This is a genomic window from Microbacterium sp. NPDC087591 (assembly GCF_044743625.1).
Taxonomy (GTDB): domain Bacteria; phylum Actinomycetota; class Actinomycetes; order Actinomycetales; family Microbacteriaceae; genus Microbacterium.
This window is the reverse complement of sequence record NZ_JBIUWU010000002.1, coordinates 718,072-744,705: the sequence shown is the minus strand read 5'-3', so window position 1 is coordinate 744,705 and position 26,634 is coordinate 718,072. Positions and strand designations below refer to the sequence as shown.

Genomic DNA, 26,634 nt, shown 5'->3' with positions numbered 1-26,634 from the left:
GTGGGGGAGTCGAATCGATGCTTCCTTACTGAACGAGTACCATCTGCGCAGTATCTAGGTCAGCATGGGGATCATCGTGTCGGTTGCAAGCCCGCCAGTGCGGAGATAACGTCCTTCTTTCTTCAAGCTCTGCAGCACAACCGATCGGTCGGCGATCGAGACGCCGGGCACCCCCTCTTCGATCGCCACCTCGAGTCGCTGCACGTCGGCGAGCGCCCGCATCCACACCGACAGCACGAGGTTGTACGGGCCGATCGTCGACGCGGCCATGCGCACCTCGCTGAGCCGTGTCATGGCGGAGCCCACGCGTTCGGCCACGCTCGCCGGGACACGAAGGAAGTACCACGCGTGCACGGGCCAACCCGAGTGAGCGCGCGCGACCTCGGTGCGAACGACGAGGCGTCCCTGCGTGCTGAGTGTGGCGAGCGCCTCGCGGATGCGGCGTTGCCCCACCCCCAGCTCTCTCGCGATGCTGGTCACGGTGGCGCGCCCATCCTGACCCAGCACGTGCAGCAGAGCGTGCTCCAGCTGCGGGTCGACGTCGCCGCGAGCAGCCACGGCGGGGGTATCGATGGTGCGCTCGACGGCGGCTGTCTCGTCGGCCGACAGGGAACGCAGGCGCCACTGTCCGGCATCCGTGAACGGAGAGGACAGCAGGAGAGTGCGCGTCGCACGCACGCCGGAGAGTCGACGCATCCGCCCCATGATGTACTCGCTCAGCGAGTCCAGGTCGCTCGCGCCCACGATGGCCAGCAGGTCTCGTCCTCCCGCGGTGTGATCGATCGTGAACGCCTCCGGGTCGGCGGCCAGTGTCTGGGCGATCTCCAGAGTGGCGCCGGGCTCCGCTTCGATCTCGAGGATCGCGGACGGTCCGCGTGCTCCCGCTCCAGGGTGGCCCGCCACCCACGCCAGGCCATGGTCGGAGAGCCGTTCCCACCGGCGGGCGAGCGTGACCGAATCGACTCCGATGATCGGGGCAAGGGACGCCCACCGCGCGCGCGGATTGATCTGCAGCGCTTGAATCAGTCGCTTATCCGTCTCGTCAAGACTCGCTAACTGCGCAACGTCGTCACTCCTGTTCATGAAACTGCATTCTAGGTGCCCTCGTCGCGCTCGCGGGTGAACATGTCCCATCGCATCGGAATCGACGGAGGAACACGTCATGTCGCAAAGACTCTCGCGGGGGCGCCCGGCCATCGGCGTCGTCGGCTTTCTGGTCGTCATGGAGTTCGGAAGCGGGGCGCTCCAGGGCTGGTTCTCGCCGTTGCTCGCCGCGATCGGCCAGCAGTTCGAGGTCGGTGCCGGTGCGCTGAACTGGGTGAGCGCGATGTACATGCTCATGACCGTCGCCTGCGTTCCCATCCTCGCCAAGCTCGGAGACATGTTCGGGCACAAGCGACTCCTGGTCGTGGCGACCGCACTCGTGGCCGCCGGATCACTCGTCGTCGCCTTCGCGCCGACCTTCGAGGTGTTCCTCCTCGGGCGTGCTCTGCAGGCACCGTTGGCAGCGTTCCTGCCGTTGGAGTTCGCGATCGTCCGGGCTCGAGACGAGCGATCGGCGAGCCGAAGCATCGGAGTGCTCGTCGGTGCGCTCACCCTCGGTGCCGCAATCGGCTCGCTTCTGTCCGGCCTGCTCTTCGGCGCGACCGGCGACCTCACCATCGTTCTGCTGATCCCCGCGGTGTTCATCGCCCTGTGCGTGCCGGTCGTCGTGCTCCTGGTGCCCGAGACCGCCGTCCGCAAGCGCGGCCGCGTCGACATCGTCGGAGCCGCGCTGTTGACGATCGGCCTGCTCGCGATCCTGACGGGCATATCGAACGCCGGAACCTGGGGATGGGGTGACCCGCGAACTCTGACCCTGATCCTCGGCGGAGCCGCGGTGCTGGCGGTGTGGGTGATCGTGGAGCGTCGGATCGCCGATCCGCTCGTCGATCTCGCGATGCTCACGCGGGGAGGGATCGGGCTGCCGATCATCGCCTCCCTGCTGTTCGGCGCACAGACCTACGGCGGTCAGACCGCGAGCTTCCTCTGGCTCCTCGGGAACAGTGCACGCGATGGCTACGGCCTCGGGATCCCCCCTGCCGCCGCCGGCGGGGTCATCGTCCTGTACGCGCTCGCCGCCTTTCTCGGCACGCTGTTCGGAGATCGGCTTGCGCGATGGATGTCGCCCCGTCGCGCGGTCGCGATCGCCGGTGCGACCGCCGCCGTGAGCTTCGCTCTCATGATCCTCTCCGCGGGGGTGGCCGTACTCTTCGTCGCATCCATGGCGCTCGGAGGCGTCTCCGCGGGGGTGCTGCTGGCGGTCCTCCCCGCGGTCGTGGTCCGCAATGCGCCGGCGGATTCGGTGGGGATCGCCTCCGCCCTCTTCAACACCGCTCGCACAGCGGCTGGTGCGGCGGCCGGCGCGGTGTTCGCCCTCGTCATGACGCTGTTCGTCACCACCGCCGATGACGGGGCGACGGCTGTCGTCCGCTCCACGCCGTCGTCCTTCATCGCTGTCTGGGCGATCTGCCTGGTCATCTCCCTCGTGCTCGCCGCCATCGGGCTCCGTATGCGGGTCGCCGCCTCCGCAGAACCGCGTCATGACTCTGCCTCTTCACCTGCCCACGAACCGATCGAGGAACGATGACCACCACCCCGTCGCCCCTGTTGCCCGCTGCCATCGCCGACGCACGCGCCGCCGTGCTCGCCTCCCGCGCGAACTGGGAAGCAGAGGTTCTGGCCTTGAGCGCGCAGATCCACGCGCACCCTGAGCTCGCCTTCGCCGAGCACCACGCGGCTTCACGGGTGGCAGAGAGGCTGCGCCATGCCGGTTTCGCCGTGCACGAAGGCGCCTTCGGGCTCGACACCGCAGTAGAGGCCGTCGTCGGCGAGGGAGACATCACCGTTGCGATCTGTGCCGAGTACGACGCTCTCCCCGGCATCGGCCACGCCTGCGGGCACAACATCATCGCCGCTGCCGGAGTCGGTGCAGCGATCGCACTGTCACGTGTTGCCGTCGACCTCGGAATCCGCGTGAAGCTGCTCGGGACGCCGGCCGAGGAGCATGGCGGCGGAAAGATCCTCATGCTCGAAGCGGGCGCGTGGGACGACGTCGACTTCGCCCTCATGGTGCACGGAGGTCCCGGCGACGATCTGCGATGCGCCGACGTACGCACACAGGCCGTGGCTCGATTCGACGTGTCCTTCCACGGGCAGTCCGGTCACGCCGGGGCGCCGACCCCGGAGGGGGCCAACGCGGCGAATGCAGCGACGATCGGGCTCGTTGCGCTGGGGCTCCTGCGGCAGCACTTCCCGGACAGCGTGCGGACCCATGCCTTCATCGCCCATGGTGGTGAGGCGACGAACATCATCCCGTCATCGACACGAGTGCGCGCCGAGGTGCGTGCCGACACGCTGGAGGCGGTGCAGACAGCTCAGCGCCGCATCCTCGCCTGCTTCGAGGGCGGCGCGATCGCGACCGGGTGCTCCTGGACATGGGAGCATGCCGAGCCCACCTATGCGGAAGTGGTGCAGAATCCGACGCTGGCTCGCGCCTGGGACCGCAACCTCGCCACCCTCGGGCGCTCAGCGAGGCCCCACACGGGGGCACCGGGCGGGTCGACCGATATGGGGAACGTCTCCCAGGTCGTGCCTTCGATCCATCCGCTCGTCGCGATCGAGGGATGCTCTTCCGCTCCGCATACGCGTGAGTTCACGCACGATGCCATCGGCCCCGCTGCCGACGCAGCTGCTGTCGACGGTGCACTCGCGATGGCGCTCACCGCCGTCGACGCCGTGATGCTCCTGCGTGCCGGGGAGACTCTCGTCGACGCTGCCGCGCAGGACGTGATGGGGTACCGCGGGAGATAGCGGGGAGTGCCGCAGGCAGATGTCATCCGTCGGGCGGGCCGAGGTCCGTCGCCCCGCCCGGCGAACGCGAGAGGAATGGCCGGGCCGCACCGGTCTCGCTACGATGACTTCTGATGTCGATCGAGTCCGGATCACCTTCGCCGACGCGGCGGAGACGCGCATGGTGGGTAGTCGCGATCGCTGCGACCGCCGCGGTCATCACCGTAGCGGCGCTCGCCCTGGTGCACAGGCCCGGCTTCACCACCGACGTGACGATCGCTTTGAGCTATGTCGGCGACGACGGGCGCACGTACTCCTGCACGTACGACTACAAGACTCCGAACCGGCTGCGGATGCCTGCCTCGATCGCCGAGTCCATGAACTCACGAGACTGGTCCCAGACGGGGCAACTCATCTACGACTGGGCGAAGAGCCATCCGGCTGAATCGTGGACGACGGAGGACGATCTGCCCGCGGATGATCCCCGCTCGACGAGGGCCGATGCGTCGTGGGGCCTCGCGATGGAGCAGTACGTCCGTTTTCCTCCGTGGACCGTGGACGCGGGAGACGGACCGGAGTACGAGCTGTGGTGGGAAGCGCGCGCGGGCAGCGATTGCGAGGACGGCCTGCGGTGAGGCTCCGTCCCACAGCGACCGTCCTTCGGGCCTCGTCGCGCGCTCCCCAGGATCGACCAGCCCCGCGGCGAGAGCGGATGCTCTAGTTCGCCCAACTGATTCGGGTGGTCTCCGAGTAGCCGAGGTCGTTGCGCACATCGATGCCGATGTGTGTGGCGGTGATGTCGTAGACGATCGTGCGTTCCTCGAACGGTGCGAGGATCGGACGCTCGGTGGAGTCGGTGATCCCGTCATCGTCGAAGTCGAGATCGACGTACACCTGCATGGTGCCGGAGGTCTCATTGCGGAGTGTGAGCGTCACGGGAGTGCTGGTCTCGCCGACGGCGCCGAGCATGGTCTGGGAGGTCAACCCGATCGGCGGGCAGTCGACGACGAGTTGCTCCTGCAGGTACACCGCCCTCGCGGTGCTCACTCGATATGTGGGCGTCCCGTTCGGGTAGAGCCCGTAGCCGAACGACTCCGTCGCGCCGGCGCTCACGATGGGGCCGTCGCCCGCCTCGAACACGCCGTCGCCGTCCATGTCCACATCGGCGAAGACCTGCAACGACTCCGAGGTGTGGTTCGTGATGAACAACGTCAGTCGGTCGCGACCGCCGCACGTGACCACGAACCACGCGGTCAGCTCCGCCGCGTCGCTCGCAGCGGCGAGCGGAACGGCGGCTGCGGCAGCGACCACTGGCACGCTCCACGCGGCAGCTTTGAGGGCAGTCCGCCGGCTCATTCCGGCAGGCTCGTTCGTCCCCATCGATATCCCCAGTTCGCTTCGTTCAGGCCGTCCCAGTGTCGGCGCAGCCGCCAGCATATCGCTAACGGGATGCGTGTTCCTGGCCGCTGTGCGACCACTTCTCTCGGTGACCCGCTTGCTGGTGCGCGCCCTACGCGAGCCGGAGGAAGGCGGATGCCTGAGCGTTCTGTGTCTGCGTCGCCTGACGGTTCACGACCTCGCTCCAACTCGGGTAGACGCGGAAGCCGCGCTTGCCGGGACTCGTCGAGGAGGACGTCACGCCGAGCTGCTCCAGGTGGAGAGCGGTGAACCGGAAGAAGCCGAAGCGGTCACCATCCGGCACGAACACGAGGAGTCCGTCTGCTGGATCGTCCGAACCGAACGGCCGCGTCTCGCCACGCTCATCACGTCTCCAGGCGGCGACGAAGGCTCCGGGCTTGGTGGGCGTCACGCGTGCCGTGCGGATTCGCCAGAGCTGTGATCCGATCCCCACGATGCCGGATTCGTAGTCGCCGCGCTGCTGCTCCGGCTGCGGCCGCTCCACCTCTCCGTATCGGTCTCCCACGATGGCCACGAAACGGTCGAAGGCGGTGAACTCCACCCGTCCACCGTAGGTGCTGTCTCCCGGTGGCGTTCACTCCGCCGCGGGATCGGAGTCCAGGCCGCACATGCGGGCTCACCCCCTGGCGTTCTCCAGCAGCCCGCGCGCCAACCCGCGCGCCACCTCGAAGGGCTGCGCGAACGTCTCCATCCCGACCGTGACGATGGCGCCCTCGTAGAGCAGCATCATCGCCCGCGCCATCGCTGAGGCGTCCGCGACCCCCGCCTCGCGGCAGAGGTCGGTGAAGACGTCGAGCAGCCAGGCCTTCTGCCTTGCCACCTCGGGGAACACGGGGTGGCCGTCGTGGCCGTCGCCGATCTCGGCTCGGGCGTTGATCGCGCTGCAGCCCTTGGGGCTGTAATCGTCGGACCAGGTGATCGCGGCATCGAAGATCGCCAGCACGCGGTCGATGCCGGGGGCGGGGATGCGGGACAGGTGGTCGGCGACGTGCGCCCGCCACTTCGCGTCCCTGTGCTGCAGATACGCGACGACCAGCGCCTCCTTCGACCCGAATCGGTCGTAGAGCGTCTTCTTGGTGACCCCTGCGGCCTCGGCGATCGTGTCGACGCCCACGGCATGGATACCGCGCTCGTAGAACAGTCGTGAGGCGGCGTCGAGCACGCGCGAGGCTCCGGGGGTGAGCGGGGCGAGCTCGGGAACGGACGTGACCATGGGTCGAGTATACCAACCTGTATAGTCGGATCAATGAGTAAACAGATCGGTGTACTTCGGCTCGGAATCACCATCCTCGCCTCGGCAGCCTTCGTCGCGACCTGGAGCTCCGGCTTCCTCGTGCCGGCCCTCGCCGCCGATGCCTCCCCGCTGACCCTGCTCGTGTGGCGGTTCGTCCCGCTCGCGGTGGTGCTGATCGTCATCGTGCTCGCCACGGGTGCGGCGCGCGGCGTACCTCCCGCCGACGTGCGCCGGCAGGCCCTGATCGGCGTCTTCGCGCAGTTCGGATACTGCGCCGCCGTGTATGCGGCTGTCGCGGCCGGTGTCGCCACCGGCACGACGGCGCTGATCGACGCCGTGCAGCCCCTGGTGGTCGCGATGCTCGTCGGGCCGCTGCTGGGTCTCCGCGTGCGGGCGGCGCAGTGGGCAGGGTTGGTGCTCGGCGCGATCGGCGTCCTCCTGGTGGTGCAGTCGCAACTCGGCGGTTCCGATGCTCCTCCTGCGGCGTATCTGCTCCCGGCGCTCGCGATGGCGTGCCTGATCGTGGGCACGTTCCTACAGAGGCGTTCCTCGGTGCACACCGGAGTTCTCCTGACGCTCACGATCCACGTGACCGTGACCGCCGTGGCACTCCTGCTGATCGCCGTGTTCGCGGGAGCGCTCGTGCCGCCGGCGTCCGTGTCGTTCTGGGTCGCGGCGGCCTTCTCCGCTGCCTTCCCGACTCTCGCCGCCTACGGTCTCTACTGGTGGCTGCTGCGCCGTGTCGGGATCACCGCGCTCAACGCACTGTTGTTCCTGGTCGCCCCCGCCACGGCTGCGGCGGGAGCGCTGCTGCTCGGCGAGCAGCTCACGGCGGTGACGCTCGCCGGATTCGTGCTGTGCGGCGCCGGGGTGGGCGTGGTGCTGGCGAGCGAGTCGCGCGCCTCACGCCCCGGTGACCCGCCTGCGCTCAGGCAGCCGACCACGAGCGACGAGCCCGCGACATCCCGATCATGAGCCCGCCTGCGACGACCGCGAGCAACGCGACGAGGGGCGTCGTGCCCAGCTGGCCTCCGCTTTCGGCCAGCTGATCGCCCGAGCCTGCTTCTCCCGACTCCGGCGCGGGAACCGCGGGGACCTCCGAGATCGCCGCCGGGGCGATCGTGAGCTCGTACGTGATCGTGGCATCGGGCTGTGTGCCGTTGGCTGCGACGATCGTGACGGTGGAGGTGCCGGGTGTGGTCGGAGAGCCGCTGATCACACCGGTGGTCTCGTTCAGCGTCAGGCCAGGGGGCAGCGATCCGGAGCCGACGGTGTACGTCGACGACGGCGTGCCCGACGTGGTGATCGTGTGCGAGTAGTCGGTGCCGACCACGCCGCTCGGCGGCGCGGCGGAGGTGATCGTGGGGCTCGTCCGCACGGTACCCGGTTCGGTCGTGCAGCCGGTCGGCGCGGTGATCGTGTTGGTATCGAGAGTCACGGCGCCGGTACGAGCGAGGAGTCGGCCCGTCACGGTCGCTGCGGTCTGTGCCGTGACGGAGACGTCGGCCATCACCGTGCCGACGAACTGCGCACCGGTTCTGATCGTCGCGGAGCTGCCGACCTGCCAGAAGACGTTGCAGGCGCTGGCGCCGTCGACGAGGGTGATGATCGCGCCGGAACCGATCGTCAAAGTGGAGGCGGCCTGGAAGATCCAGACGGATTCTGCGGTACCGGACAACGTCAGAGCGCCGGTCAGAGCCAGTTCGCCGCCCGAGTACACGCCAGGAGTCAGCGACGCGCCGGTCAGGTCTCCGAGGCCCGACTGGAGCGGCGTGAGCCCCGCTGCCACGTTGTACGCGGTGGTGAGGTCGGCCTGCGCCTCGGCGGCGACCGCGTCGGTCTGGTGCAGCGTTCCATTCACGACAGCAGGCGGGAAGCCGGTGACTGATGTCTCGGGGCTGAGGCCGACATCGCCGTTGAGTACCGATGGACCGGTGTTGGTCACGGCCGAAGCACCGAGAACGGCGAAGGGGGTCGCTGTTCCGAGGTCGATGGGGCCGTCGATGGTCGTGGCAGCGTTCGCCGACGACGCGGAGGTGAGCAGGATGAGTGCCGCGAGAACAGAGGCAGCGACGACTGGGGTGCGTCCGCCGATAGAGGACATGACGATCCTTCCGATAGGGAGGGGCATCGTCATCAACTGCGGTCAACACATCCGCGCCTAGTCGCAGGTCTATCAGTACGGCGCCGGGTACGGCGGTGAGGCCGGAAACTGACAGGACAACCGTTACCTGCGCCGCCCGGGGGGACTTGTGCCTTCCCGCCGTCAGCTGCGCACCCGGTCGCCCGCATCGTGCACCGTGCCACGGGACACGATGCGGGCGACGCGGTCAGGCCACGATCCGCATCGGATGCTCCAGCAGCGTGACCAGCGTCGCGAGGAAACGGGCTGCGGCCGCGCCATCGATGATGCGGTGATCCGCGGTGAGCGTGACGCGCATGCGCTTCCGGGTCGAGACGTCGTCGTCGATCAGCGCAAGTTCGTCGCGGATGCCGCCGACGGCGAGGATCGCGCCCTGTGGCGGGTTGATGATCGCGGTGAAATGCTCGATGCCGAACATGCCGAGGTTGCTGATGGTGAACGTTCCCTCGCTCATCTCGGCGGTCGTCAGCGTGCGATCGGCTGCCTTGGCGATGAGCTCTCGGGTCATGGCGGCCACAGTCGACACCGCAGCGCGATCGGCGTCGCGCAGGACGGGCACGACGAGCCCGGCAGGCGAGGCGACCGCGATTCCGACGTGGATGCGGGAGTGCAGGAGTGTCTGTCCTCGCCCCTCCGGCGAGTAGGACGCGTTGATCTCCGGATGCTGCCGCAGAGCGAGGGCGGCGGCACGCACGATCAGATCGTTGACGCTGACCTTCGCACCCGCCTCGGCGCCGGCGTCGTTGATCTGCGCCCGCAGCGACAGGAGGTCTCCGACGTCGGCGGATGCCGTGGCGGTGAAGCTCGGGACGGTCGTCGCACTCGTCGTCAACCGTGATGCGATGGCCTGCCGCACCGCATCGAACGGCACGGCTTCAGGCTCCCGCGGGTCTGGCGGCGTGGTGGACGCGGCAGTGGCGCGGTCCCTGACGCCGGAAGCGCGTGCGGCTTCCAGATCGGCGCGCACGATGCGGCCACCCGGACCCGTGCCGGCAACCTCGGAGAGGTCGAGCCCCCTCTCGCGGGCGAGCCGTCGCACCAGCGGGGTCGCCGCGCGGCGCTCGGAGTCGAGGGGGGCAGGCGTGGGGGCGGACGTGGGTGTGGGCGCGGGCGCGGGCGCGGGCGTGGGCGTGGGCGCGGGAGCCGGTGCGGGCGCTGCGTCCGTTCCGCGAGGGGGCTGCGCGTCCTCGCCGCGACCGTCGTCCAGTCGGGCGATCGGCGTGCCGATGGCGACGTTCTCGCCCTCGGCGACGAGGATCTCGACGAGCACTCCGGCGTCGTAGGCCTCCTGCTCCATGAGCGCCTTGTCGGTCTCGATCTCGACCAGCACCTCACCGGGCGACACGGCGTCTCCCGGCTTCTTGTGCCAGGCGGCGATGGCGCCCTCGGTCATGGTGTCGGAGAGGCGTGGCATGAGGATGTCGATCATGATGACCTTTCAGGCTCGTCGGGCGACGGCGTCGAGAGTGTCGCGGATCGCCGTGATGGCGTCGTCCACGGAGGGGAGGGCCGCTGTCTCGAGCGGCTTCGCGTACGGCATCGGAACCTCTGCCATCGCGACACGGCGCACAGGGGCATCGAGCCAGTCGAACGCCCCATCCGAGATGGTCGCGGCGATCTCCGCGCCGATCCCGTACGTCAACCAGTCGTCCTCCAGCACCACCGCGCAGTTCGTCCTGCGCACCGAGTCGACGATGGTCTCGCGATCGAGCGGGCGCAGGCTGCGCAGATCGATCACCTCGACGTCGATGCCCTCGTCAGCCAGACGCTCTGCGGCCTCCCTGGCGACCATCGCCATGCGTGAGTATGCGACCACGGTGATGTCACGTCCGGGACGCGCGACCACCGCCTTGCCGATCTCGGCAGGCCCGACGTCGTCCGGCACCTCTCCGGTGGTGTTGTAGAGCGCGAGGTTCTCGAGCACCAGCACCGGGTCGTCATCGCGGATCGCGGCCAGCATCAGTGCCTTGGCATCCGCGGGTGTGGACGGCGCCACGACCTTCATCCCCGGAACGAACGCGTAGTAGAGCTCGACGTTCTGCGAATGGGTCGCGCCGAGCTGCTGTCCGCCGCCGCCGGGGGTGCGGATGACCAGCGGAACCCTGGCCTGTCCGCCGAACATGCCGTAGATCTTCGCCGCGTGGTTGACGATCTGATCCAGCGCCAGCAGCGAGAAGTTGATCGTCATGATCTCCACGACCGGTCGCAGACCGACCATCGCCGCCCCGATGGCGGCACCCGTGAAGCCCTCTTCGGCGATCGGGGTGTCGCGCACCCGCTTCGGGCCGAACTCCTCGAGCATGCCGGCGGTGATCTTGTAGGACCCTTCGAACAGGCCGATCTCCTCGCCGATCAGGAACACGTCCGGGTCTCGGAGCATCTCCTCCCGCAGGGCATCATGAAGGGCCTGGCGATAGCTGATGACGGTCATGCCGGCACCTCCGTGAGGGCGATGGTCGGACGGGGTGCGGCAGGGAACAAGGCTTCTCCGGGAAGGCGGCGGGAGTCGTTCGCCACGGTCGTGGCGTACGTGAAGTCGAACAGCGTCGACACATCGGGATGCGGACTCGCCTCGGCGAACGCCGCGGCCGCGGTGGCGCGAGCGGTCTCCTCCGCGTCGATCTCGGCGATCCTGCCCTCCGTCAGCACGCCGCGCTCGAGGAGGCGTGCGGCGAAGGCGGCGACCGGGTCGCCGGCGCGCACACGCGCGGTGTCGTCTGGGCTGCGGTAGCGGGCGGGGTCCACGACCGAGTGGCCCTTCAGGCGACCGGTCATCGTCTCCAGGAGATACGGGGTGCCGGCACGAGCGCGGGAGAGCGCGGTTCGCATCGCCGCGTGCACCGCTGCCGGGTCGTTGCCGTCGACGCGCGCCGATGGCATCCGGTACGACGCCGCCCGCCGGTACAGCTCCGGTTCGGCGGAGGACTGCTCGACGGTGGTGCCCATGCCCAGTCCGTTGTTGTTCACCACGTAGACGATCGGCAGACCCCAGAGCGCCGCGATGTTGAGGGATTCGTGAAAGGCGCCGATGTTCGTCGTGCCGTCGCCCATCACGCAGACGACGGCCTCGGTACCGCCGCGGTAGTCGATCGCCAGCGCGGTGCCGGTCGCCAGCGGTACCTGACCGCCGACGATGCCGTAGCCGCCCATGAACCGGCTGGCGACGTCGAACATGTGCATCGACCCACCCCAGCCCTTGGAGACCCCATCGGCGCGGCCGTACAGCTCGGCCATGATGCGCTCGGGCGCGATGCCGCGAGCGAGTGCATAGCCATGCTCCCGATAGTTCGTGTAGACGTAGTCGTTCTCGTCCAGTGCCCCGATGACTCCGACCACCGTCGCCTCCTCGCCGAGATTCAGGTGGCAGTAGCCGCCCACCTTCGCCTCGGCGTATGCGCGGGCGGCACGTTCCTCGAATCTGCGGATCATCACCATCCGCTGGTAGAACTCCCGCGACAGTCCGTCAGAGAGCGACTCTGACGGGGCGCGCGTGGAGGTGCGGGGAGCTCGGGCTTTCGCGGACATGCGGGTTCCTCTCGTCCGGTGGATCTGCGCGCCGCAGGGTGGGCGGGCGCTGCCGCACCGGTGTCGCGGCGCAGCATTAATGATACGACTCACGTCTCATTATAGGATGGGGGAAACGGAAGAGATCCACGAGGGGGCAACATGGCGGCGGAGCGCGCGCAGACACCGCGGAAGCGGGGGAGGCCGACCGAGGCGGAGCGGACGCAGCGGAGAGACGACATCCTCGATGTCGCGGTGCAGCTGTTCGCTGCGCGCGGGTTCCATCAGGTCACGCTCGACGACATCGCCGGCGAGGCGCATGTGACCAAGCGCACGATTTACGCGTACTTCGGTGATCGCACCGAGATCTTCCTGGCGAGTGTCGAGCGGCTGCGCGACCGCACGGTGCACCGCGGCGGCGCCGATGGCAGCCTGGAGGAGCTGGCCGTCATGATGGTGCGAGCCCTGCACTCCGATGAGGCGATCGCCCTGCACCGACTGATGATCATCGAGGCCGAGGCTTTCCCCGAGCTCGCCCGACGCTTCTACGACGAAGGCCCGCGCGCGTACATCTCCGCCCTCCGAGAGCGGATACCGGAGGGCCACGATGCCATGGCCTCGGCGCTGTTCGCACTGCTTCTCGGAGAGCCGCATCGTCAGCGACTGCTCGGGCTCGCCCCGGCGCCCTCCGACGCCACAGCGAGGCGCCACGCGCGTGCCGCTCTCGCCCAGCTGGGGCTCGCCGCGCGCACGGCCTGAGCCGTCTCAGCGGAGGATGACGAGCTCCTGCGTGGCGCGGGTCATCGCCACGTAGCGGTCGACGGCACCGGTGACGCCGTCGCCGAACTGGTCAGGCTCCACGAGGACCACGAGATCGAACTCGAGTCCCTTCGCCCCCTCGGGCGTCAGTGCGCGTACACGCGCCGTGGGGGTGAACGAGGGAGCGCCGATCACACAGGCGATGCCCTGCGCGTGCGTGGCGAGCCAGTCGTCGAGGATTCCCTCGAGCGCTGCCGTCGTCGCCTCTCGCACCGGGATTCCGCTGTCCCGCACCGATCTGGGCACGTTCGCATCGGGGATCGCCGCCTGGATGACGGGCGCCGCCGCCGTCATCACCTCGGCCGGCGTACGGTAGTTGACTCCCAGATGCGCGACCCGCACCTCGCGGATGCCGACCCGCTCCAGGCGCTCCGCCCAGCTCTCCATGAAGCCGTGCCGTGCCTGCGCGCGATCGCCCACGATGGTCAGGCTCCGCGAGGGGCAGCGCGCCAGCAGCATCCGCCATTCCGCGTCGCTCAGCTCCTGGGCCTCGTCGATCACGATGTGTGCGAACGGGCCCGCGAGCTCGTCGGGAGGGGAGACCGGAGGGGCATCCACGCCGATGAGCACATTCCGAGCGTCCTGTCCCTTCAGGATCGACATGACCTTCATCTCGCTGTCGTCGTCCTCGATGAGGTGGTCGACGACGTGCGACATCTGATCCTGGGCCGAGGCGATCACCGCCTGGCGACGATGTTCTGCCCGTGTCGCTTCCGGGTCGCCGATCCGTCGGCGTGCGGCGTCGAGGAAGGGGAGGTCGGCCACGGTCCAGGCCTCGTGCGTCTCGCGCTGCAGGATGGCGATCTCCTCGGCGGTGAGAGACGGGGCGCAGCGTGCGAGGAAGTCGGGGTCGCTCCAGAAGCGGCGGACGATCGATGCCGGCGAGAGCAATGGCCAGGCGCGCACGAACGTCCCCGTGAGCTCCTCATCCTGCCGCAGCCACCGCCTGACCGCGTGCGGAGGGGCGTCGTCGTCGTCGATCTGATCGGAGAGCGTCTCCAGCAGCTCCTCCCACACCTCATCGCGCGCATCATTGTGAGCGGAGGAGGTGTCGGCGGCGGAGAAGGCCTCGGCCCATTCCTCGCGGCCGAGCCACAGATCCGCCCAGGGGGACTCCAGCCGCAGGGCGCGCTGGGGAGGTCGTTCGTGCACGGCGGCCGCGGCATCGATCATCGCGACGGGATCGAGCGTCGCCTTGAGGTGTGCGACACGGGGGACCTTCTCGGCGACGGCGTCTCGCCCCTCCGGCACGAGGTCGCGCAGGGTGCTCAGTCGGACGCTGTCCTCGCCGAGGCTCGGCAGCACGTCCTCGACGTAGGAGAGGTAGTGCGCGTTCGGGCCGACGAGCAGCATGCCGCCACCGCCGTGCGTCAGGCGCGGCTCGGCGTAGAGCAGGTGCGCCGCGCGATGCAGGGCGACGACCGTCTTGCCGGTGCCCGGACCGCCGTCGACGACCAGAACTCCCGGCGAGGGTGTGCGGATGATCGCATCCTGGTCGGCCTGGATCGTCGACAGCACGTCGCGCATCCGCGCCGAGCGGTCCGAGCCCAGACTGGCGATGAAGGCGGACTGGTCGTCGAGGGCATCCGGATCGCTGAACCCCTCTGCGGTGAGCGCCTCATCCCAGTAGTCGGTGATGCGTCCGTCGCTCCAGCGGTACCGGCGACGCGAGGAGATCCCGCGGGGGTTCTCCATCGTCGCGGCGAAGTACGGCTCGGCTGCGGGTGTCCGCCAGTCGGTGAGAAGCCGGGTTCCGTCGTCGGCGGCGAGGCCGGAACGACCGATGTAGAGCGGCGCGCTGCCGTCGCTCGGCGTCATCCGTCCCAGGCAGAGGTCCAGGCCGAACCGGTCGAGCAGTCGCAGGCGACCGCTCAGCCTGCGGATCTCCAGGTCGCGGTCGACGGCTGTCCCACCGGGGCCGGCGTGTGTCTGTCTGGCGGCGCTGAGGCGGGACTCGGTCTCTTCGCGCTGACTCTGCAGAGCATGGGCGATGCGCAGGAAGTGCGCGCGGTCGGCATCGATGAGGGCGGACGCGCTCTTGTGGCGCGACGAGGGCGGGAGGTGGAACGGGTCGAGGGGAGTCGTGGGCATGGGAGTCTCCTTCGCGCTCACGCGGTGGCGGCATGAGCGAGGATCGATCCTGCCCCATGCAGGGGGCCTTGTGGCAAGCCCCCCTGTCGGAGATATCCTGAAAGTGGAGGAACTTCGTGTTCCTCTTTTTTCGTCTTCGCCCTCTTCCGCTCCGCGGGAGGGGGAGGCGCTGCGCGACGACGGGCCGCGCGGATCAGCGATCGACGAGCGTGAGACGGCGGGGATTTGCCCTCTCGAGACTCCGCCCCAGACGAGAGCTCGAGAGGGCGCACCGCCCAACCCGGACGGTAGGGGAGGCGGCGAAGATCTCGCTGCTCTCGTCGGCTGATTCCCCAGGTCTCAGCCTGTAGCCCCCGCTACGCATAGCAGAGTATCGCGATTTCGTCTTGTCCGCCATTTGGGGGACAAACTTTTTCGAGATTTTCTCCACCGCGCAAGGTGTTTGCCTCGACGGCCTGCGTTCCTAAGGTGGAGACATGGACAGAACGCTCGTGTGGACAGCTCAGGTCGCGATCCCCTCCGGCCACCGGGTCGAGGTGACCGAGCAGGCCGATCCGCTCACCCAGGAGCCGGTGCTCCTGGCTCTGCTCGACCTCGACACGGGCATCCGCTACCGGCGCGCGGAGGAGCCGCGGGGTGAGCTCGCCCGCTGGCTCGGCCGCGTGCTGGAGTGCACTGTGATCGTCGGAGACCGCGGAGCGCGCACGATCCTCACCGTCGATCCCATCGGCCCCGGCGCCGTGGGCGCGAAGGTGGCGCTGCGGGGAGCGGATGCGGCAGCCGACGCGGCCAAGGCCGAGGCCGACCGGTGGGGTGGGATCGACCGGCCGCCGGCAGAGGAGCCGGAGCGGTTCTGGTGACCTCCGCTCATCGGAAGTCCCGGGAGCGATGAGTCAGACCCGTGCGCAGGTCCTCGAAGGCATCGGCCAGCACGTTCACCACGCCCTCGGGTGAGCGCTCCAGGATGCCCCGGATGATCAGCGCGGGGGAATCGCGCGCGACCCGGCGATAGCGATTCCACACGCCCGTCGAGCAGACGACGTTGACCAGACCGCTCTCATCCTCGAGGTTCACGAAGGTGACGCCGGCCGCCGTCGCCGGACGTTGACGATGGGTGACGAGTCCGGCGACCTCGATGCGGCGACCCACCTCATGCTTCTGCAGGTCCAGTGCCGTGAGCACCCCCCGCTCCGTCAGCGCCGAGCGGAAGTGCGCCATCGGATGATCGTCTGTGGAGACGCCGGTGGCCCAGAGGTCGGCTGAGAGCTGCTCGTAGCTGGTCTGATCGGAGAACAGCGGCGGCTGCACCGACACCGTCGTACCGGGCAGGAAACGAGCGCGATCCTCCGCCGCAGCACCCGCGAGCCAGATCGCCTCCCGTCGCTCCAGTCCCAGGCACGCGAACGCGCCGGCGGTGGCGAGGGCTTCCAGTTGCGCGGCGGTGGCATCCGTGCGCCGCACCAGGTCATGCAGATCCCGATAGGGACCATGCGCCTCGCGTTCGGCGACGATCCGCTCGGCCAGAGGGGCACCGATTCCGCGGACCCCGCCGAGCCCCAGCCGCACGGCGTACCCGCCGTCCCTGCGGTGAGCCACGGCCTCGTCGGGGGCGACCCTGTTGAAGCGCAGCGTGGGCGGCTGGGGATCTGCGAGGCAGGAGTCGAGACCGGTGGGAGTGCGTGGTGTGGCCGCGGTGAGCGGTTCCATGGTCTCTGTCGCCCCCGAGGTCTGCAGATCGGGGCGCCGCACCTCCACGCCGTGGCGCCGTGCATCGGCGGTGAGCGTCGCCGCCGAGTAGAAGCCCATCGGCTGGGAGCGCAGGAGCCCGGCCAGGAACACCCCGGGGTAGTGCAGCTTCACCCAGGAGCTGGCGTAGACCAGCAGCGCGAACGACAGCGAGTGCGACTCGGCGAAGCCGAAGTTCGCGAACGCCTGGATCTGTGCGTAGATGCGGTCGGCATCGTCGCCGATCAGACCGCGCCTGGTCATGCCGGCGTAGAGCTTCGCTTTGACCTTCTCGATCTTCTCGAGGCCGCGCTTGGAGCCCATCGCCCGTCGCAGCAGGTCGGCTTCGTCAGCCGTGCAGTCGCCCACGGCTGTCGCCATCTGGATCAGCTGCTCCTGGAAGATCGGGATGCCCAGGGTCCTCTTCAGGATGTCCTCCAGATCGGGGTGCGGGTAGGGAATCGTGAAGTCCACCGGTCTCTCGCCGCGTGCTGCCCGTTCCCGGTTCTCCTCGTCGATGCGGTCCTTCGCCATCTTGCGACGCACGAAGGGATGCACGGCTCCGCCCTGGATGGGGCCGGGCCGGATCAGGGCGATCTGGATCGTGAGGTCGTAGAAGCTCCGCGGCTGCAGACGGGGGAGCAGGCCGATCTGGGCGCGGGACTCCACCTGGAACACCCCGATCGAGTCCGCACGGCAGAGCATGTCGTAGACGGCCGGCTCCTCCTTCGGGATGGTCTCCAGGGTCCACCGCTCACCCGTGGCCTCGTGGATCAGGTCGAAGCAGTGCTGCAGAGCGGCGAGCATCCCCAGCCCCAGCAGGTCGAACTTCACCAGTCCCATCCACGCCGCGTCGTCCTTGTCCCACTGGATGACCGTGCGATCCTCCATCCGGGCATGCTCCACCGGCACGACCTCGCCGACGGGGCGGGCGGTGAGCACCATCCCCCCGGAGTGGATGCCGAGATGGCGGGGCGCTTTCAGCAGCTCGCCCGCGTACTCGATCACGTTCGCGGGGATGTCATGCTCGTCCGCGACCTCCAGCCCCGTGCTCCAGCCGTCGACCTGCCGCGACCACGCGTCCTGCTGCCCGGGGGAGAAGCCGAGAGCCCTGGCCATGTCGCGCACGGCGTTCTTCGGGCGGTACTGGATGACGTTCGCGACCTGTGCTGCGCGCTCGCGCCCGTATCGGCCGTACACCCACTGGATGATCTCCTCGCGCCGGCGGGAATCGAAGTCCACGTCGATGTCCGGCTCCTCCTGCCGGGTGGTCGCGAGGAAGCGCTCGAAGGGGAGCTTGTAGAGGATCGGATCCACGGCGGTGATGCCCAGCAGATAGCAGACGGCGCTCGCCGCGGCCGACCCGCGCCCCTGGCAGAGGATGCCGCGGCGCCGCGCCTCCGCCACGATGTCGTGCACGATGAGGAAGTAGCCGGGGAAGTCCTTCTCCTCGATGACGTCGAGCTCGCGGCCGATGCGGCGCCGCCCGTCGTCATCCAGCCGCGGGTACTTCGTGGGCACGGCCTCCCAGACCAGGGAGCGCAGCCAGCTCATCGGCGTGTGCCCCTCCGGTACCTCCTGCTGGGGGAGAGCCGGTCGGGCCCTGCGCAAGGGGAAGGCCGATGCGGCAGCCAGCTCGAGGCCGTAGGAGATCGCTCCGGGGTACCGCCGGAAGCGGGCCGTCATCTCCGCGCCGCTGCGCAGATGGGCGCCGCCGTGCGCGGGGAGCCAGCCGTCGAGATCGTCCATGCTGCGCACCGCCCGCACCGCGGCGACGGCCTCGGCCAGCGGGGCGCGGGCCGGCGTCGCATAGTGCACGTTGTTGGTGGCCACCACGGGCAGGTGCATCCGGCCGGCGAGTTCGGCGAGGGCGTCGTTGCGGCGGCTGTCCTGCGGGTCGCCGTGGTCGAAGAGCTCGACGGCGACGTGGTCCGCGCCGAACAGGTCGACCAGCAGGCGGAGGGGAGTCTCGGCATCGCCGTTCTCCAGCCCCCTCCGCACGCTGCCCTTGCGGCATCCGGTGAGGATCGTCCACTCCCCGCCCGCGCTCGCCGCGAGTTCGTCGAGGTCGTAGACGGGGCGTCCCTTCTCGCCGCCGCGCAACTGGGCGGTCGTGATGGCTCCGGACAGCCGGTGATACCCCTCCATCCCGCGGGCGAGGACCAGCAGATGCTCTCCCAGCGGATCAGGGGTGCCTCGCTGCGGAGCGGGCAGCTCGAGAGACAGCTCGGCGCCGTACACGGTCTGCAATGGCGCCTCCATCAGGTCGGCGACCTCGGCGAAGCGGGCAGCCCCGTAGAAGCCGTCGTGATCCGTGAGCGCCAGAGCCGTGAGGCCGAGCCGTTCAGCCTCGGCCAGAAGCTCCTCCGGCGACGAGGCACCGTCGAGGAAGGAGTAGGAGGAGTGCGCGTGCAGCTCGGCGTAGGGCACGGCATCCGCCGGGCGGGGGATGGGCGTGGGTGGGGTCCGCTGTCGTCTTCGACTCACCGGTCCGGGGTCGGCACGCCCTCCTCGGGGCTCGGCGACGGTCGGGTGCGCAGGGGGCTCCTCTCCGCTGAGCGTGCGCTCCAGCTCGTTCCAGGACAGCGGTGGATTGTGCCAGCCCATCAGCGGTACCTCCCCTCAGCCCACCAGCGCTCGCCGGTGCAGAACACCAGCCAGGCGCGGTCGTGGTCATCGACGATCTGCAGCCGATGCCCTTTCTTGCCTCCACCGGCCGTCCACCGGTGCTCATGGATCGGCCAGGGGCCCGCCCACCCCTGCACGGCGCTTCCGTTGATGCGCGCCGGGGCGGCGGAGAGCGCCCCGCGTTCATCGACGCTGATCGTGCCCCCGTCCGCGGCGTCCACTCCGATGGGGCGGGGCGGACGGAACACCTCGGCGGGGAGTGGATCGGGCAGGCTCCCCGGCCAGGGTCGAGCGGGATCGCGGGGGGCGACCGGGCGCTCTCCCCACGGGGTGAGCACCTGCCGGTCGGCGAGCCAGCGTCCACCCGAGAGCGCGGCGGTGACCACGCCCTCGTGGCCGAGCATCGTCTGCACCCGCGAGACGGCATGGTGCAGGCGCTCATCGGTGCCGGAACCGAACAGGCCAGGCTGATGATGGGACGCATCGTCCACCGCGACGGGCACGATGCGCACGGCGGAGATGCCGCCGAACGCCCGCGCCTCGTCGACCGGATCCTTCGCGTTCTGCGCGGCCAGGGCCTCGAGCTGCCAGCGGATGCGGTCGACCAGGTCGGAGGCGTCGAAGCAGGTGGGATGCAGCCAGGTGCGGGAGAACACCAGTCCGTTGTCGTCGGTCAGATCGATCCGGACCTCGGTGCACACGAGCGACGCCTCGCCCAGGGCCACCAGCACGCCGTCTGCGGTCTGCCGTACGGCGAAGGCCACTTGATCGGCTCCGGCCAGAGGGGGCTCGAACTCCACGCTGCGCACCAGTTCGGGGTCGGGTGGGCGCGGGATCAGGGGCTGGGAATCCGCGCCGGCCGCGAGGGCGTGCAGACGGGCTCCGCGCTCGCCGAAGCGGTCGCGCACCTCGAGAGCGGGGAGCGCCGTGAACTCGCCGAGCGTGCGCACGCCCAGTCTGATCAGGAGGTCGGGGATCTGCTCGTCTCGCAGCACCTGCACGGGGTAGGGGGCCAGGAAGTCCTTCGACAGCCCCGCGGGGACGACCGTGCGAGGGCGGGGCCCTCTGGCGGCGATCTCGGCGGTGAAGGGGCCGTCCGCGACGCCGATGCGCACTTCCGGCAGGCCGGCCTCTGTGAGGACCGCGGCGAGGGCATCCGCCGCTTCGGCCTCGCCGCCGTGATAACGGGAGATCCCCCTGGCGCGCAGCACGGCCAGTCCTGGCCGGAGCTGGGCGACCCCTGGCGCGTGCTTCTCGATGAGCTGCAGCACGGGGAGGAAGGCGCGCTCGTCCCGCGCGGCATCGTGGGGGAGCACCTGCAGGGAGGACAGATGTCCCTGGGCGACGCGTCGACGCTGCCCCGACCGCACGCCGTGCTCCCGCGCCGAGGCCGTGCAGGCCACGACGGTGTTCGCCTGCACCAGCGCGGTGGGCGGGTGCGGTGGCGGCCCGCCGAGAGCGGCGCGCAGCGGCCAGTCGGGGAACCACAGCACGAGGACGCGGAGCGGGGCGTTCATCCGGCCTCCGCCCAGAAGGAGAGCTCGAGGTCGGGAACGGTGCTCCGGGGGGAGTCTTCGGAGGGCAGAGAGGGCAGCGCGGTGAGCTCGGGGCCTCGCCGCTCGGAACTCGACACATCGACGCTCAACGGCTCCACCAGACCGCGGTTGCCGGGGAGGCGCACCTGCACGCGAGAGGGCATCGGGGCGCGCCTGGTGCGGGCGGTCACCGTGACGGTGCAGTCGGAGAGCAGCCCCCAGCCGGCACCGAGGCCATGCCAGTGCGGGTCGTCGATACGGATCGAGCCCTCGCTCTGCGGCCATTCGCCGGCGGAGGACGCGGCGACCAGCAGCGTGCATCCGCGGTCGCGCAGACGTGCGCTCAGACGCGAGACGTCGGCGTCGCGCGCGCGGCTCGCCGGATGGACGACGATCAGGGGGACGACCTCGGCGAGGGCCGAGGTCACGGCGAGCCAGCGGTCGGCGGGGTCGGGGACGAGGATCAGTCGGGAGAGGTCGATGCCGAAGGCGGCTGCGGCCTCCACGCCCAGGGTCGGCATGCCGACGACCGCGCTCCAGTGCCCCTTGCGGGAGGCCGCGCTGAGCAGGGCGAGTACCAGACTCGGCGAGGGCGAGACGGTGTATGCGGTGCCGGTCAGCAGCCCCTCCTCCGGCAGCAGCGAGGCGAATGCGGGGTCGAGGGGGAGCAGTGCATCGTCACTGCGGCGGCGCTGCATGCGGCTGATCTCGCGGCGCAGCCGCAGCACCTCTCCGGCGCGGGAGTCGCCCGTCGGAGAGAGCGCGGTCACCGCATCGAGCCCGATCCCCATGATTCCATCCTCGAAGATATATTCGAATAAAGCAAGTCGCTGTGATCACGATAATTCGTACATCGGACATCGCGGGAAGGGCGTGTGGAGCGCCTGCGTTGAGGGGCATGACGCGGTTATCCACACCCGTCGCGGCGCCTCCGACGATGATCTCCTAGCCTGCCGACATGGATCTGCGCACCGTGCTCGTCGCCCTCGCCCACCTGGCGCTGGCGGGCATCGGCGCCTGGCTGGTCGTGATCGACGCCCGCACGCATCGGCTGCCGAATCGCATCGTGCTGCCGACCCTGGCGGGGCTGCTCCTGCTCGTGCTGCTCGATGCGATCGGCACCGGAGGGACGCGCGCCCTGCTCCGTGCTCTCCTGGGAGCGCTGATCCTCGGCGGCTTCTACGCGGCGCTGCGTCTGCTCAGCCCTGCCGGGATGGGAGGCGGCGACGTCAAGCTCGCCACGGTCATCGGCCTGCTCCTCGGCTGGCATGGCTGGCAGGCGCTCGCCGTGGGCGCCGCCGCGGCCTTCGTGCTGGGTGCGCTCTACGCACTGGTGCTGATCGCGGTGCGCCGTGCGGACGGCGCGACCCGCATCGCCTTCGGACCCTGGATGATCGCCGGCGCCGTGGTGGGCATCGTGTGCGCCTGAACGGAACGCCGTCCGTGCTCCCCCTGCCTGGGGAGGGCGGGACTAGGGTGATGTCATGGCACTCGCACGACTTCACGGCGGCCCGCTGGACGGGCAGATCATTCCTCTGGGCGACGCGGACGACAAGCTGATCGTCCCCTACAGCGAGACGCAGGTGGTGTACAACCGCCGCGGCGAGCCGTCCAACACCGGCTCTGCAGACGGGCCCACCGAGATCGACTACTGGTACGACGAGGCGCTCGAGGACATAAGTCCTTCGGATGACTGAGCCCTCCCGCACGGTCGAGGTCGAGCGCAAGTACGACGTCGACGTCACCACGCCCCTGCCGCTCTGGGAGGGGATCCCGGGGGTCGACGCCGTGACGGCCGGTGAGGCGCGCGCACTCGACGCGCGCTACTTCGACACCGATGACGGGGCGCTCTCCCGCGCCGGCGTCGCGCTGCGCCGCCGCACCGGCGGTCCCGACGAGGGCTGGCATGTGAAAGGTCCCCGTGAGGGCGACGGACGCCTCGAACTCGGGTGGCCGCTCGGCGATGGCGAGGAGCTTCCGGAGGCGGTCGCGACCACGATCGCCCGCTGGACCACTGCGCCGTTGAGTCCGCTCGCGCGCATCGAGAACGACCGCACCGCCTATCTCCTCACCGGCAAGGACGGCGTCGTGGCGGAGTTCGTCGACGACCGCGTCTGCGCCACGGATCTGCGCCGGGGAGCGCAGCGAGAATGGCGCGAATGGGAGATGGAGCTGGGACCGGCCGCGCCCGCGGATGCGGCGGGACGGGAAGCCTTCTTCGCCGCCGTCGAGCGCGCGGTCCGTGCCGCCGGCGGACGCGACTCCGCGTCCGGATCCAAGCTCGCGCGCGCCCTGGGGTTCTGAGCCGCATCGCAAACACGCCGACCCGGCGCAAGCCCCTTCCCACGACGGTCTCCGGGGTGCTTGAGTGACATCATGAGTCGCCCTGCCGTGCTGAGATCACTCCAGACGATCGTTCCGGATACCGTGCTCCGGCAGGATCAGATCCGCGACATCTTCGGCTCGCAGCCCGATCTCGGACGGCTGGCGCAGCGGATCGTGTCCACATCGTTCACCGTCTCGGGCATCGACACCCGCCACACCGTGATCGACGAGTTCGCGCCCACCGCGGCGCCGGAGCATCCGGTCTTCTTCGATCGCACCGCAGGCGCGCTGCTGTCTCCGAGCACGGGCACACGCAACGAGGTCTACGTCCGTGAGGCGTTCCCGCTCTTCGTCGCTGCGGCCCGCCGCGCGATCGAGGCGGATCCCGACATCGAGGCGAACGACATCACGCACGTCGTCACGGTCTCCTGCACCGGTTTCTTCGCGCCGGGCCCCGACTACGCGATCATCCGCTCCCTCGGGCTGAGAGACAGCGTGCAGCGCTACCACCTCGGCTTCATGGGATGCTACGCCGCGATGCCGGCCCTGCGGGCGGCAAGCCAGTTCTGCGCGGCGGATCAGAACGCGGTCGTCCTGATCGTCAGCGTCGAGCTGTGCACCCTGCACCTGCGCTCCTCCGAGGACCCCGACACGATCGTCGCCTCCTCTCTGTTCGCGGACGGCGCGGCCGCCGGCATCGTCACCGCTCGCCCCCTCTCCACCGCGGTCCCTGGCCTGCGGCTCGACGGATTCCACACCGCGATCGCTCCGCAGGGCGAGAGCGACATGGCCTGGATGATCGGAGACTCCGGGTTCGAGATGGTCCTGTCGACCGCGGTGCCGCAGATCATCGGCGAGACGATCCTCGATGCCCTCCGCCCGCTATATGCGAGAGAGGGCGACCTGGGCACGGCTTTCGACGGCGGGACGATCGGCGAGAAGGTCGCGCACTGGGCGATCCACCCCGGTGGGCGCAGCATCCTGGATCGCGTGCAGGAACGCCTCCACCTGAGCGATGCGCACCTGCATCCGGCCCGAGAGGTACTCCGCGAGAACGGCAACATGTCGAGCGCGACCGTGCTGTTCGTGCTGAAACGTATCCTGGAGCACGAAGGGGCGCAGCCGGGCGAGCGGGTCGCCGCCATGGCGTTCGGGCCGGGGTTGACCGCGGAGAGCGCGCTGTTCACGGTCGACGAACCGGGGCCCCGTGCGGCCTGACCTGTCGGCCAGGGCCGTCGATGCCCGCGAGCTGATGGATGCGCCGGATGCGGATGAGCGGATGCTCGGTCGCACCTACGACCGATTCCGCATCGTCAACGCTCTGGTCTCGCGTCCCGGCGGTGTCTACCGGCGCGACGTCCGCCCGCGCGCGCGTCACGGCCGCGTGCGCATCCTCGATGTGGGAGCCGGTGGGGGAGACCTGTGCCGCGACCTCGCCCGACGGCTTCACCGCGATGGGCTGTCGGCCGACATCACCGCGTTGGACGCCGATGAGCGTGCGATCAGGTGGGCGTCGGACCACGACGGCGGCGCCGGCATCCGCTACCGCTGCGCGTTCTCGCACGAACTGGTCGCCGAGGGAGCGCAGTTCGACGTCGTGCTCTCCAACCACGTGCTGCATCATCTGTCCGATGCCGAGCTGCCGCGGATGCTGCGGGACACGCGGGCACTGGTCGGCGACTCCGGGGTGGTCGTGCATCACGACATCGCCCGCGCCGGCGCCGCCTACGCGCTCTATCGGGCCGGCACCGCACCGTTCGCCGGTACCGTGCTGGCCGGGACCTTCATCCGCGAGGACGGGTTGATCAGCATCCGCCGCTCGTACACGGCGCAGGAGCTGGCCGCGGTGGTGCCGCAGGGGTGGACCGTGCGCACGAGGATGCCCTTCCGGCTGGAACTGCGCTGGAATCCGACGACCCCGTGACGACGAAGGCCCGATCCGCAGAAGCGGACCGGGCCTTCGCGATGCGAGAGGATCAGAAGTTGATCATGTGGCCGGCGAGGCCGTGGAAGCCCTCCTGCAGCGCCTCCGACAGCGTCGGGTGCGTGTGCACGTTGCGCGCCAGCTCGAGAGCCGTGAGGTCCCACTTCTGCGCCAGGGTCAGCTCCGGCAGGAGCTCCGAGACGTCGGGGCCGATCATGTGCGCACCGATGAGCTCGAGGTGCTCGGCGTCCGCGATCAGCTTGACGAAGCCGACCGGCTCGCCGAGGCCGTGGGCCTTGCCGTTGGCCATGAACGGGAAGGTCGCGACCTTGATCTCGCGCCCCTCGTCCTTCGCCTGCTGCTCGGTGAGGCCGAACGAGGCGACCTGGGGCGAGCAGAACGTCGCGCGCGGCATCATGCGGTAGTCGCCGAGCGTCTGCGTCTCCGCACCGCCGATGGTCTCGGCCGCGACGACGCCCTGAGCCTCTGCCACGTGGGCCAGCTGCAGCTTTGCGGTCACGTCGCCGATGGCGTAGATGCCCTCGACGTTGGTGCGCATGTGGTCGTCGATGTCGATCGCGCCGCGCTCGGTGAGCTTCACACCGGTGTTCTCCAGTCCGAAGCCCTCGATGTTCGGGGCGAAGCCGACCGACATGAGCACCTTGCCGGCGTCGATCGAGCTCTGCTGCCCGTCCTTGCCGGTGTAGGTGACCGTGACGGAGGAGCCGTTGTCGACGATCGTCTCGACCTTGGTGGAGGTCAGGATGTCGACGCCGTAGTTCTTGTACTGCTTCGTGATCTCCTTCGACACGTCGGCGTCCTCGTTGGGGAGGGCACGGTCGAGGAACTCGATGATCGTGACCTTCACACCGTAGTTCGTCAGCACGTAGGCGAACTCCATGCCGATGGCGCCGGCACCGACGATGACGATCGACTCGGGAAGCTCGCGCGTCATGATCTGCTCTTCATAGGTCACGACGTTCTCGCTCAGCGTGACGCCGGGGAGCAGGCGCACCTTGGAGCCGGTGGCGATGATCACGTTGTCGAACGTGACCTCTTCCGTCGACCCGTCGGCCTTGGCGACCAAGATCGCCTTGGGACCGGTGAAGGTGCCGCGACCGTTGTATTCGGTCACCTTGTTCTTCTTCATCAGGAAGTGGATGCCCTTGACGCGACCCTCGGCGACCTCGCGGCTGCGATCGAACGCCTTGCCGAAGTCGATCGTGAACTCACCGGAGATGCCGAAGAAGTCGGCCTTGTGGTTCAGGGTGTGCGCGAGCTCCGCGTTCTTCAGGAGGGCCTTGGAGGGGATGCAGCCCACGTTGAGGCAGACACCGCCCCAGTACTTCTCCTCGATGATGGCGGTGGACAGGCCGAGCTGCGCGCTGCGAACCGCAGCGACGTATCCACCAGGACCTGCACCGAGGATGACGACGTCGTAATGAGGCATGCGTCA

24 protein-coding genes are annotated in these 26,634 nt (G+C 69.4%); 11 read left to right on the top strand and 13 right to left on the bottom strand.

Features of this window, described 5'->3' with window-relative positions; all coding sequences use genetic code 11:
* Positions 1 to 54: 54 nt before the first annotated feature.
* Positions 55 to 1,083 carry an Lrp/AsnC family transcriptional regulator gene (locus ACIOVG_RS14195; protein ID WP_400874579.1) on the bottom strand — a complete coding sequence of 343 codons (1,029 nt, stop codon included), beginning with the start codon at positions 1,081 to 1,083 and terminating at the stop codon, positions 55 to 57.
* A 79-nt stretch (positions 1,084 to 1,162) separates the two neighbouring features.
* Here ACIOVG_RS14195 and ACIOVG_RS14190 point away from each other — a divergent pair, with 79 nt between their 5' ends.
* From ACIOVG_RS14190 to ACIOVG_RS14180, 3 genes are all read left to right on the top strand, one after another.
* Positions 1,163 to 2,629 carry an MFS transporter gene (locus ACIOVG_RS14190; RefSeq protein WP_400874576.1) on the top strand — a complete coding sequence of 489 codons (1,467 nt, stop codon included), beginning with the start codon at positions 1,163 to 1,165 and terminating at the stop codon, positions 2,627 to 2,629.
* A complete protein-coding gene (locus ACIOVG_RS14185) occupies positions 2,626 to 3,852 on the top strand; it encodes an amidohydrolase (RefSeq protein WP_400874574.1) in 1,227 nt (408 codons plus the stop codon). The genes ACIOVG_RS14190 and ACIOVG_RS14185 overlap by 4 nt, the downstream gene beginning before the upstream one ends.
* Positions 3,853 to 3,965: 113 nt before the next feature.
* A complete protein-coding gene (locus ACIOVG_RS14180) occupies positions 3,966 to 4,466 on the top strand; it encodes a hypothetical protein (protein ID WP_400874571.1) in 501 nt (166 codons plus the stop codon).
* An 82-nt stretch (positions 4,467 to 4,548) separates the two neighbouring features.
* Here the strand turns inward: ACIOVG_RS14180 and ACIOVG_RS14175 are convergent, their stop codons facing one another.
* From ACIOVG_RS14175 to ACIOVG_RS14165, 3 genes are all read right to left on the bottom strand, one after another.
* On the bottom strand, positions 4,549 to 5,187 hold the full coding sequence (locus ACIOVG_RS14175) for a hypothetical protein (protein WP_400874568.1): 639 nt from the start codon (positions 5,185 to 5,187) through the stop codon (positions 4,549 to 4,551).
* 154 nt (positions 5,188 to 5,341) lie between these two features.
* Positions 5,342 to 5,791: a MepB family protein gene (locus tag ACIOVG_RS14170; RefSeq protein ID WP_400874565.1), complete on the bottom strand. Its 450-nt coding sequence runs from the start codon at positions 5,789 to 5,791 to the stop codon at positions 5,342 to 5,344.
* Between the two features lie 75 nt (positions 5,792 to 5,866).
* Positions 5,867 to 6,463 (bottom strand): TetR/AcrR family transcriptional regulator, encoded by a 597-nt coding sequence (locus ACIOVG_RS14165; RefSeq protein ID WP_400874562.1) that lies wholly within the window; start codon positions 6,461 to 6,463, stop codon positions 5,867 to 5,869.
* 33 nt (positions 6,464 to 6,496) lie between these two features.
* On the opposite strand from ACIOVG_RS14165, the gene ACIOVG_RS14160 reads away from it, so the two are divergent.
* On the top strand, positions 6,497 to 7,459 hold the full coding sequence (locus ACIOVG_RS14160; protein ID WP_400874559.1) for a DMT family transporter: 963 nt from the start codon (positions 6,497 to 6,499) through the stop codon (positions 7,457 to 7,459).
* Here the strand turns inward: ACIOVG_RS14160 and ACIOVG_RS14155 are convergent.
* The 4 genes from ACIOVG_RS14155 to pdhA all read right to left on the bottom strand — a co-directional run bounded on the left by ACIOVG_RS14155 (position 7,413) and on the right by pdhA (position 12,152).
* Positions 7,413 to 8,588 carry an ice-binding family protein gene (locus tag ACIOVG_RS14155; RefSeq protein WP_400874556.1) on the bottom strand — a complete coding sequence of 392 codons (1,176 nt, stop codon included), beginning with the start codon at positions 8,586 to 8,588 and terminating at the stop codon, positions 7,413 to 7,415. The two genes, ACIOVG_RS14160 and ACIOVG_RS14155, sit on opposite strands and share 47 nt — an antisense overlap.
* Positions 8,589 to 8,814: 226 nt before the next feature.
* A complete protein-coding gene (locus tag ACIOVG_RS14150; RefSeq protein ID WP_400874553.1) occupies positions 8,815 to 10,056 on the bottom strand; it encodes a dihydrolipoamide acetyltransferase family protein in 1,242 nt (413 codons plus the stop codon).
* A 9-nt stretch (positions 10,057 to 10,065) separates the two neighbouring features.
* Positions 10,066 to 11,058, bottom strand: coding sequence for an alpha-ketoacid dehydrogenase subunit beta (locus ACIOVG_RS14145; protein ID WP_400874550.1), 993 nt, complete (start codon positions 11,056 to 11,058; stop codon positions 10,066 to 10,068).
* Positions 11,055 to 12,152: a pyruvate dehydrogenase (acetyl-transferring) E1 component subunit alpha gene (gene pdhA, locus ACIOVG_RS14140; RefSeq protein WP_400874548.1), complete on the bottom strand. Its 1,098-nt coding sequence runs from the start codon at positions 12,150 to 12,152 to the stop codon at positions 11,055 to 11,057. Before pdhA ends, ACIOVG_RS14145 begins: the two co-directional genes overlap by 4 nt.
* A 141-nt stretch (positions 12,153 to 12,293) precedes the next feature.
* On the opposite strand from pdhA, the gene ACIOVG_RS14135 reads away from it, so the two are divergent.
* Positions 12,294 to 12,890: a TetR/AcrR family transcriptional regulator gene (locus ACIOVG_RS14135; protein WP_247630526.1), complete on the top strand. Its 597-nt coding sequence runs from the start codon at positions 12,294 to 12,296 to the stop codon at positions 12,888 to 12,890.
* 6 nt (positions 12,891 to 12,896) lie between these two features.
* Here the strand turns inward: ACIOVG_RS14135 and helR are convergent, their stop codons facing one another.
* Positions 12,897 to 15,041 carry an RNA polymerase recycling motor ATPase HelR gene (gene helR / locus ACIOVG_RS14130; protein ID WP_400874545.1) on the bottom strand — a complete coding sequence of 715 codons (2,145 nt, stop codon included), beginning with the start codon at positions 15,039 to 15,041 and terminating at the stop codon, positions 12,897 to 12,899.
* Positions 15,042 to 15,517: 476 nt separating this feature from the next.
* Between helR and ACIOVG_RS14125 the strand changes: the two genes are divergently transcribed.
* Positions 15,518 to 15,901 carry a hypothetical protein gene (locus tag ACIOVG_RS14125; RefSeq protein WP_400874542.1) on the top strand — a complete coding sequence of 128 codons (384 nt, stop codon included), beginning with the start codon at positions 15,518 to 15,520 and terminating at the stop codon, positions 15,899 to 15,901.
* Positions 15,902 to 15,908: 7 nt separating this feature from the next.
* Here ACIOVG_RS14125 and ACIOVG_RS14120 read toward each other — a convergent pair whose 3' ends face one another.
* The 3 genes from ACIOVG_RS14120 to ACIOVG_RS14110 are packed head-to-tail and all read right to left on the bottom strand — an operon-like array spanning position 15,909 to position 21,720.
* A complete protein-coding gene (locus tag ACIOVG_RS14120; RefSeq protein WP_400874539.1) occupies positions 15,909 to 19,373 on the bottom strand; it encodes an error-prone DNA polymerase in 3,465 nt (1,154 codons plus the stop codon).
* Positions 19,373 to 20,911, bottom strand: coding sequence for a DNA polymerase Y family protein (locus ACIOVG_RS14115; RefSeq protein ID WP_400874536.1), 1,539 nt, complete (start codon positions 20,909 to 20,911; stop codon positions 19,373 to 19,375). Before ACIOVG_RS14115 ends, ACIOVG_RS14120 begins: the two co-directional genes overlap by 1 nt.
* Positions 20,908 to 21,720 (bottom strand): hypothetical protein, encoded by an 813-nt coding sequence (locus ACIOVG_RS14110; protein ID WP_400874534.1) that lies wholly within the window; start codon positions 21,718 to 21,720, stop codon positions 20,908 to 20,910. Before ACIOVG_RS14110 ends, ACIOVG_RS14115 begins: the two co-directional genes overlap by 4 nt.
* 167 nt (positions 21,721 to 21,887) lie before the next feature.
* Here ACIOVG_RS14110 and ACIOVG_RS14105 point away from each other — a divergent pair, with 167 nt between their 5' ends.
* From ACIOVG_RS14105 to ACIOVG_RS14085, 5 genes are all read left to right on the top strand, one after another.
* Positions 21,888 to 22,358: a prepilin peptidase gene (locus ACIOVG_RS14105; RefSeq protein ID WP_400874531.1), complete on the top strand. Its 471-nt coding sequence runs from the start codon at positions 21,888 to 21,890 to the stop codon at positions 22,356 to 22,358.
* A 55-nt stretch (positions 22,359 to 22,413) separates the two neighbouring features.
* A complete protein-coding gene (locus ACIOVG_RS14100; RefSeq protein ID WP_400874528.1) occupies positions 22,414 to 22,626 on the top strand; it encodes a response regulator in 213 nt (70 codons plus the stop codon).
* Positions 22,619 to 23,233 carry a CYTH domain-containing protein gene (locus ACIOVG_RS14095; RefSeq protein ID WP_400874526.1) on the top strand — a complete coding sequence of 205 codons (615 nt, stop codon included), beginning with the start codon at positions 22,619 to 22,621 and terminating at the stop codon, positions 23,231 to 23,233. The genes ACIOVG_RS14100 and ACIOVG_RS14095 overlap by 8 nt, the downstream gene beginning before the upstream one ends.
* Positions 23,234 to 23,305: 72 nt before the next feature.
* Positions 23,306 to 24,472 carry a type III polyketide synthase gene (locus ACIOVG_RS14090; RefSeq protein WP_400874523.1) on the top strand — a complete coding sequence of 389 codons (1,167 nt, stop codon included), beginning with the start codon at positions 23,306 to 23,308 and terminating at the stop codon, positions 24,470 to 24,472.
* Positions 24,462 to 25,178, top strand: a complete 717-nt coding sequence (locus ACIOVG_RS14085) for a methyltransferase domain-containing protein (protein WP_400874520.1) — start codon at positions 24,462 to 24,464, stop codon at positions 25,176 to 25,178. Before ACIOVG_RS14090 ends, ACIOVG_RS14085 begins: the two co-directional genes overlap by 11 nt.
* A 52-nt stretch (positions 25,179 to 25,230) precedes the next feature.
* On the opposite strand, the gene lpdA is transcribed toward ACIOVG_RS14085, so the two are convergent.
* A complete protein-coding gene (gene lpdA, locus ACIOVG_RS14080) occupies positions 25,231 to 26,628 on the bottom strand; it encodes a dihydrolipoyl dehydrogenase (RefSeq protein WP_400874517.1) in 1,398 nt (465 codons plus the stop codon).
* Positions 26,629 to 26,634: the final 6 nt, after the last annotated feature.

Bases quoted from the DNA above. Each gene is read 5' to 3' on its own strand.
- ACIOVG_RS14195 (WP_400874579.1), bottom strand. From the start codon at position 1,083: ATGAACAGGAGTGACGACGTTGCGCAGTTAGCGAGTCTTGACGAGACG.
- ACIOVG_RS14190 (WP_400874576.1), top strand. From the start codon at position 1,163: ATGTCGCAAAGACTCTCGCGGGGGCGCCCGGCCATCGGCGTCGTCGGC.
- ACIOVG_RS14185 (WP_400874574.1), top strand. From the start codon at position 2,626: ATGACCACCACCCCGTCGCCCCTGTTGCCCGCTGCCATCGCCGACGCA.
- ACIOVG_RS14180 (WP_400874571.1), top strand. From the start codon at position 3,966: ATGTCGATCGAGTCCGGATCACCTTCGCCGACGCGGCGGAGACGCGCA.
- ACIOVG_RS14175 (WP_400874568.1), bottom strand. From the start codon at position 5,187: ATGAGCCGGCGGACTGCCCTCAAAGCTGCCGCGTGGAGCGTGCCAGTG.
- ACIOVG_RS14165 (WP_400874562.1), bottom strand. From the start codon at position 6,463: ATGGTCACGTCCGTTCCCGAGCTCGCCCCGCTCACCCCCGGAGCCTCG.
- ACIOVG_RS14160 (WP_400874559.1), top strand. From the start codon at position 6,497: ATGAGTAAACAGATCGGTGTACTTCGGCTCGGAATCACCATCCTCGCC.
- ACIOVG_RS14155 (WP_400874556.1), bottom strand. From the start codon at position 8,588: ATGTCCTCTATCGGCGGACGCACCCCAGTCGTCGCTGCCTCTGTTCTC.
- ACIOVG_RS14150 (WP_400874553.1), bottom strand. From the start codon at position 10,056: ATGATCGACATCCTCATGCCACGCCTCTCCGACACCATGACCGAGGGC.
- ACIOVG_RS14145 (WP_400874550.1), bottom strand. From the start codon at position 11,058: ATGACCGTCATCAGCTATCGCCAGGCCCTTCATGATGCCCTGCGGGAG.
- pdhA (WP_400874548.1), bottom strand. From the start codon at position 12,152: ATGTCCGCGAAAGCCCGAGCTCCCCGCACCTCCACGCGCGCCCCGTCA.
- ACIOVG_RS14135 (WP_247630526.1), top strand. From the start codon at position 12,294: ATGGCGGCGGAGCGCGCGCAGACACCGCGGAAGCGGGGGAGGCCGACC.
- helR (WP_400874545.1), bottom strand. From the start codon at position 15,041: ATGCCCACGACTCCCCTCGACCCGTTCCACCTCCCGCCCTCGTCGCGC.
- ACIOVG_RS14125 (WP_400874542.1), top strand. From the start codon at position 15,518: ATGGACAGAACGCTCGTGTGGACAGCTCAGGTCGCGATCCCCTCCGGC.
- ACIOVG_RS14120 (WP_400874539.1), bottom strand. From the start codon at position 19,373: ATGGGCTGGCACAATCCACCGCTGTCCTGGAACGAGCTGGAGCGCACG.
- ACIOVG_RS14115 (WP_400874536.1), bottom strand. From the start codon at position 20,911: ATGAACGCCCCGCTCCGCGTCCTCGTGCTGTGGTTCCCCGACTGGCCG.
- ACIOVG_RS14110 (WP_400874534.1), bottom strand. From the start codon at position 21,720: ATGGGGATCGGGCTCGATGCGGTGACCGCGCTCTCTCCGACGGGCGAC.
- ACIOVG_RS14105 (WP_400874531.1), top strand. From the start codon at position 21,888: ATGGATCTGCGCACCGTGCTCGTCGCCCTCGCCCACCTGGCGCTGGCG.
- ACIOVG_RS14100 (WP_400874528.1), top strand. From the start codon at position 22,414: ATGGCACTCGCACGACTTCACGGCGGCCCGCTGGACGGGCAGATCATT.
- ACIOVG_RS14095 (WP_400874526.1), top strand. From the start codon at position 22,619: ATGACTGAGCCCTCCCGCACGGTCGAGGTCGAGCGCAAGTACGACGTC.
- ACIOVG_RS14090 (WP_400874523.1), top strand. From the start codon at position 23,306: ATGAGTCGCCCTGCCGTGCTGAGATCACTCCAGACGATCGTTCCGGAT.
- lpdA (WP_400874517.1), bottom strand. From the start codon at position 26,628: ATGCCTCATTACGACGTCGTCATCCTCGGTGCAGGTCCTGGTGGATAC.